The 5,994-nt window shown below is 60.8% G+C and carries 3 protein-coding genes; 1 reads left to right on the plus strand and 2 read right to left on the minus strand.

All coding sequences use genetic code 11. From position 1 onward, the window contains the following. The coding region (locus tag QFW81_RS10945; protein ID WP_280578603.1) for an IS3 family transposase at positions 1-582 on the plus strand (582 nt) is incomplete at its 5' end. Positions 583-2,384: 1,802 nt separating this feature from the next. Here the strand turns inward: QFW81_RS10945 and QFW81_RS10950 are convergent. Both QFW81_RS10950 and QFW81_RS10955 read right to left on the minus strand, forming a co-directional pair. Continuing rightward, entirely contained in the window at positions 2,385-2,726 is a 342-nt protein-coding gene (locus QFW81_RS10950; protein WP_280578818.1) for a ribonuclease E inhibitor RraB, read from the minus strand. A gap of 2,737 nt (positions 2,727-5,463) precedes the next feature. Beyond that, on the minus strand, positions 5,464-5,847 hold the full coding sequence (locus QFW81_RS10955; RefSeq protein ID WP_280578819.1) for a hypothetical protein: 384 nt from the start codon (positions 5,845-5,847) through the stop codon (positions 5,464-5,466). Positions 5,848-5,994 lie beyond the last annotated feature (147 nt).

Genomic DNA, 5,994 nt, shown 5'->3' on the forward strand with positions numbered 1-5,994 from the left:
TTCCAGCTCAAGGGCTGGCAGGTGCGCAAGCGCGCGATCGGCCACCGTCCCCGGATCCAGGCGCTGCCGTCGGTGGCCACGTCTCCCGACCAGCGCTGGGCAACCGACCTGTGCCGCATCTGGGGCGGTCGTGATGGCTGGCTGACCCTGGCCCTGGTGATCGACTGCCACACCCGGCAGTTGCTGGGCTGGCAGCTGTCGCGCAGTGGCAAGGCCAGCACGGCGGCGGCCGCGCTGGAGCAGGCGTTGATCATCCGCTACGGCACGCTGGGACGCGTGCCCGTGCCGTTCCTGCTGCGCTCCGACAATGGCCTGGTGTTCACCAGTCGGCACTACACGAGGCTGGTGCGAGGCTACGGGCTCAAGCAGGAGTTCATCACCCCGCACTGCCCGCAGCAGAACGGGATGGTCGAGCGCGTCATCCGCACGTTGAAGGAGCAGTGCGCACACCGGCACCGCTTCGAGACCCAGCAGCACGCCATGCGCGTGATCGGTGACTGGATCCAGTTCTACAACCACCGGCGCCCGCACCAGGCGCTGGGCATGAAAACCCCCGCCGAGGCCTATGCCTTAGCGGCCTGACCTGTGCAGGAAGTGCTGGGTCATTACAGAAGCTGGGAGCCGAGGATGCCACAGCAACCAGACCTTTGAACGGAGCCAGCGGACCGGGGTCGGCTTGACCGAATGGTTAGGCGGCGGACCGTCTGGGGGAGGCGACAGCGAGCTGCGACAAGCCAGGCGCGGAAGGATCTCCTGGGCGAGCGTTGCCGAGAACCCTTGGCGCGTGGTGCTGCCGAGCTCCTGCAAAGTGGTCAGCGGCCGTGTGGCCGAAGCTGCGTGAGATACCGCGAGTGCGAGCGTAGCTGCACGCAACTAAGCGCGAACTTGAGCCTGCGATCTGACGCCTAACACCTGAATTAAGCCGCGCCACGAAGTGGCGTCGGCTTGAATGAATGGTTAGGCCCCTGACCGGAAGACGTACAAGACGTCTTCTTCTGCGACCGGCAGAACTTCTGCGAGTGCTGCATGTGGCGGGACCTGCTCGTGGCGAAGGATACTGAACTCCTCGTCCAGGGGCCCTTGGTAGCTGTGCAACAATAATCCCAACTCTGCTGTAAGACCCGACTGCAGCACGCCCAACACGAAGCCCTCCAAGCTTTCGGCCAGAGCGCGATCTGTCCGTTCACCTGCCTCTTGCTTGAGTGCCTCCTTCTCTCTTCGCTGCGCCAAAGCGCGCGCTGCCTTTGTCCGGCTCCAGCCCTTCTTCAGGAGCTTTGCTTCCTCACTGGGCCAATCCGTGGCACGGGCCGCGGCCCTGCGAGCTGACCCTAGGACAGTGCCGCAATCGCAGTGGGCGAGAGTAGTGAGGAAGTATGCCGCGTCCGGAGGAAGCTGGGCGGTGACAGCTGGACTTACCAAAGGTTGGAACTGACGTCCGAACTGGTGCGCGACAGCGTTCAGCGCCTCGCGATCTGAGGCTTTAGGAAGCGTGGCGGTTATGAAGTGGCACATAGGGGCCTAACACCTGAGTTAAGCCGCGCCACGAAGTGGCGTCGGCTTGAACGAATAGTTAGGCGCGATTGCGGCGCCCCACCTTCCTGCTCTTTGCCACAGAAGCGGAGTCTTTGCCCAGCCACCACCGCGGCAGATGTCGATACGGCACGACTGAAAGATAGACAATCAGCAGACCCAAAACGAACCAGCAGGCTCCAGCTACGACTTGCGCACCCTGTTCTCCAAAAACCCACACGAGAGCGTCCCAGTAGCCCGCTGACCGCAGGCGTGTGCCGGAGGGCCACAGACTCACACCGAAAAGAGCTTGGGCCACGCCTTGTGCAACAGCGACTCCCCCAATGATTGCTCCCCCAACTTTCACCCAGCAAATGCCTCGGTTGAGCGCCTAACGCCTGAGTTAAGCCGCGCCGCGTAGTGGAGCCAAACACATGGCAAGCTCTTTCTGCCATGTGTTTGGTGTAACGAAGCGGTGTCGGCTTGAACGAATTGTTGGGCCGCAATGGCCGGAATGATGGCGCCCCTACCCCGGTCAACCGCAGCCCAACCCTTTGGCCGGAACACTACAACACCTTGGCGCAGGCTGGCCAAGGTTTCCGGCTGAAGCAAGTCGTCCGCGCCTGGGTCTGGCCCCGGCGCTCGAGGCTGCGTGTGGCCGAAGTCAGCGATTCGCGTGAGCGCGGCGGGCAACAGGCTGCGATGTCAGATCGGAGCCAGGTGCCGGAGGGTGCGATGCCGAACGAAGCGACCCGGCGCGCTGGCCGAGAACTATCCGAAGGAGCCTGTTGAGCGACACTACCAAACGCACACCCAGTGCGGCCCAACACCTGAATTAAGCCGACCCGCGAAGCGGGTTCGGCTTGAATGAATTGTTAGGGCGCATCTTGCATGACCCCCCAGGACTCGCAAACGCCACCATACGGCTCCATTGCAGCGCTCACCTTGCGCTGGACGGTGGTGACACCCTCATAGGTGACCGGCGCATGGATCTGAAACTGGATGTAGCCGTCTCCGTGCTCATCCGGATCATAGACTGTGACCGGACCATACAACGAGTCCAGCAGGTCAATTGCCGCTTGCTGAGGTGGCCAGCTATCAAAGTCGACGTTGTAGTCAACGGCGTGAGGTCTTGAAAAGTCGAAGCCGTGCTCTACAAGACGGCGGAACACTCCGCCGTCTGCATCATCTGGCCAATCTGCGATGAGAGTAGGCATGCGCCCTAACACCAGAATTAAGCCGACCCGCGAAGCGGGTTCGGCTTGAATGAATTGTTAGACCTGCCAGCCGGGGAACCGGCAGAGCCTCCTACTTGGAACTCTACCGGAATCTGATGTCGACAGGACTGATGTCTGGGCGGATAACGCCATTGGACTACGGCGGAGAGAATTGCCTCGTTGTAGCCGACGGGTTGACCAGTACTGCGGCCCACAGGGTGCCACTCTGCAGAGACGATGGTGGGTGACTGCACGTGTCCTGCGGGATCAATGACGAAAGAAACCTGGGCTCTACCAGTGAACTCGTTGTGCAGCTTGGGCGGCAGCTTGGGCGTGACAGTAGATACCGGGACAAGCCCGGAAGAGCAGCTAGGAGGCGATCCAGCTGCGCACGCGCTCAGCGTGGTGCCAAGAAGCAAGACCATCAATTTGCATGCTGCTCTCATGGCAGGTCTAACGCTTGAGTTAAGCCGCGCCACGAAGTGGCGTCGGCTTGAACGAATGGTTAGGCCGCGCCTAGAAGCAGGCGCCAGCCCACGAACAGCCGATGAAGACTACCCCAAACAGTGACAAAGCAAGTCCCGCGGCCAGGTAGCCAGCCGCAAACAGTAGCCGAGCCAGAAGCGTGGATTGCTGGTAGCGGACAATGCCCGCTGCCCCGACCAATGGCAGACCCATAAGGGCAAGCAAGATATACCCCTCGGCTGGCGTGCCGTAGAGATTGAAACGAGGCAGTACCAGGACCGCTGCGACCAAGAGAAGGGGGCACGCAAGCAACCAAGAAGCGAGAACAGCTTTTCTAGAGCTTGCGACCATACTGATCAGCGGCCTAACGCTTGAGTTAAGCCGACCCGCGAAGCGGGTTCGGCTTGAACGAATAGTTAGGGCGCCGGCGATGAACGACCGGACCCTGTTGCCGGAACTGTACGATAAACCGCAGCGATTTGAAGCTTGCCCGGCTGACCTGCGGGAACGAAGCGCCGGCGCGCAGTGCCGCCAGCCAGCGGCTTGCACCAAGACCTGGCGGAAATGAAGGTGCGGCGCGGAAAGCCGGAGCGCCAGGCTTGCGCGAGTGAACTGGAGTAGCGCCAACCTGCACAGGCATAGATGCTCAACCCGAGCGGCCTAACGCTTGAGTTAAGCCGTGCCACGAAGTGGCATCGGCTTGAACGAATAGTTAGGGCGCTGGCTACGGAACTGCCGGGCCCCGTTGCCGGAACTGTACGCCAACCGATTGCCACGTGGGGCTTGCCCCAGGACAACTCGGGAATGACTTGCCCCCTGAAGCGCCGCCAGCCAGCGGCTTGCGCTTACGAACGATCGGAAGTGACGTTGTTGCGTGCGGACCTGGTGCGACAGGCTTGCGCGTGGAAGGTGCAGCAGCTGTGACCACACACGGATCATGGGACACCTGACCGAGCGGCCTAACACCTGAGTTAAGCCGACCCGCGAAGCGGGTTCGGCTTGAATGAATTGTTAGGCGCTGAGCCGGGATGGCACACGCCTTGCTCTGATGAGTAGTGAAAGCGACCTTGGACATCACGCACCCGCAGCTTGAAGAGCCCAGTCTCTTGGCCGGACGGCCACACGCTAGGCGAATAAGTGAAATCTGCTTGGTCCCCAGGATCAAGGGCTACCTCGTGAGTGGCCGGCATGAAATGCTCCAGAACGACCTGCCAAGGATCCTGCGATGGAACAGCTAGCAACTGAACCGAGCCGGGGTACAGCTTGTAGGGCGGGCTAGACGTTTCGTAGGTGTGGAAGGAGACACGCTCGCCAGAAGTGTTGCGAATGCGTAACAGAACATCGGGACTTGCCACTGCAAAGCAGCCGCGCGCATCTAGCTCTATGGCGATGTCCGCGTCCACCGTAGAAGACGAGTGGGCGCAGCCAATGAATGCCATTGCTATGAGTGCGACGATCCTTGTTCTCATGCGCCTAACGCTTGAATTAAGCCGCGCCACGAAGTGGCGTCGGCTTGAATGAATTGTTAGGTGCCTGACGGCGATCCGCTACGCCGCCAAGCAAGCCAAAGACGAGCAAGAAGAAGAACAGCGAAGCAGACGGCAGCTCCCTTGAACCAAGCGGTTGGATGAGGCTGCAAGAAAGCCAGCCAGAGCATACCGGCACAAAATCCAAGCAACACGATTGCAAGGAGAATCCTAGCAACTCGAGCCGAGAACGGGAGGGCCAGGAATGGAGTGGATGCCACCAATGCCGAGACACCCGAGATTGTGAGTGGGATATGCCCGACATTGACAGACCCTGCAGCAACAATCGCAAGCAGCGCGACGCCGTACAAAGCAACAATGGCTCCACCAGCAAAAACTATCCACTTGAGCCGCCGGGGAATTATCACTGGCACCTAACACCTGAGTTAAGCCGACCCGCGAAGCGGGTTCGGCTTGAACGAATAGTTAGGGCGCCGGCGACGGAACTGCCGGGCCCTGGTGCCGAAACTGTACCCCAAACCGCAGCCGCGGCACGCTTGCCCCGAACAGGTGCGGGAAGGACATTGCTGCGGGCAAAGACGCCAGCCAACGGCTTGCCCATAGGACCGGTCGGGAACGAACTTGCTGTGAGTGCAACCGGAGAAGCAGGCTTGCGCATGCCAGGTGCAGCCGCTGAAGCCAGCACAGCGATTGATGCTTGGCCCGAGCGGCCTAACGCTTGAATTAAGCCGCGCCACGAAGTGGCGTCGGCTTGAATGAATGGTTAGGCCTGCTGCGCCACACCGCTAGCCAACGGCCAGCGAAATGGAGCCAAGCCCCCAAAGAGCAGCCGCAACCGCACCAACGAACACAATCAAGCTGAGCCAGTTCCAACTCCAGCTCCACCAGAGGAACGAGAACTCTGGATCCTCCTTGCCCGCTTTGGCCGCGTCACGTCGCTTCATTTCTCTGTGCTGCGCCAGGAGCATGCTTATACCAGCCAGCAGCAGACCGATAGCGAACACACCAATAGGCCAGAGAGCCCAGCGCGGATGGATCTGTTGCGCTGCAAGTGAACTCGCGGTTGCTAGAACTGTGGCAATGCCGCCGGTATGAGCTGCTACCAAATAGCGCCTCACCGAATCGGCGAGCTGCTGTGACCTTGCTTCGTGGGTTTGCCAGTCCCCCATGCTGTCTCCAAGCAGGCCTAACGCTTGAGTTAAGCCGCGCCACGAAGTGGCGTCGGCTTGAACGAATAGTTAGGGCGCTGGCTACGGAACTGCCGGGCCCCGTTGCCGGAACTGTACGCCAACCGATTGCCACGTGGGGCTTGCCCC

Origin of the sequence: Luteimonas kalidii, from assembly GCF_029887935.1 — a bacterium.
GTDB lineage: Bacteria > Pseudomonadota > Gammaproteobacteria > Xanthomonadales > Xanthomonadaceae > Luteimonas > Luteimonas kalidii.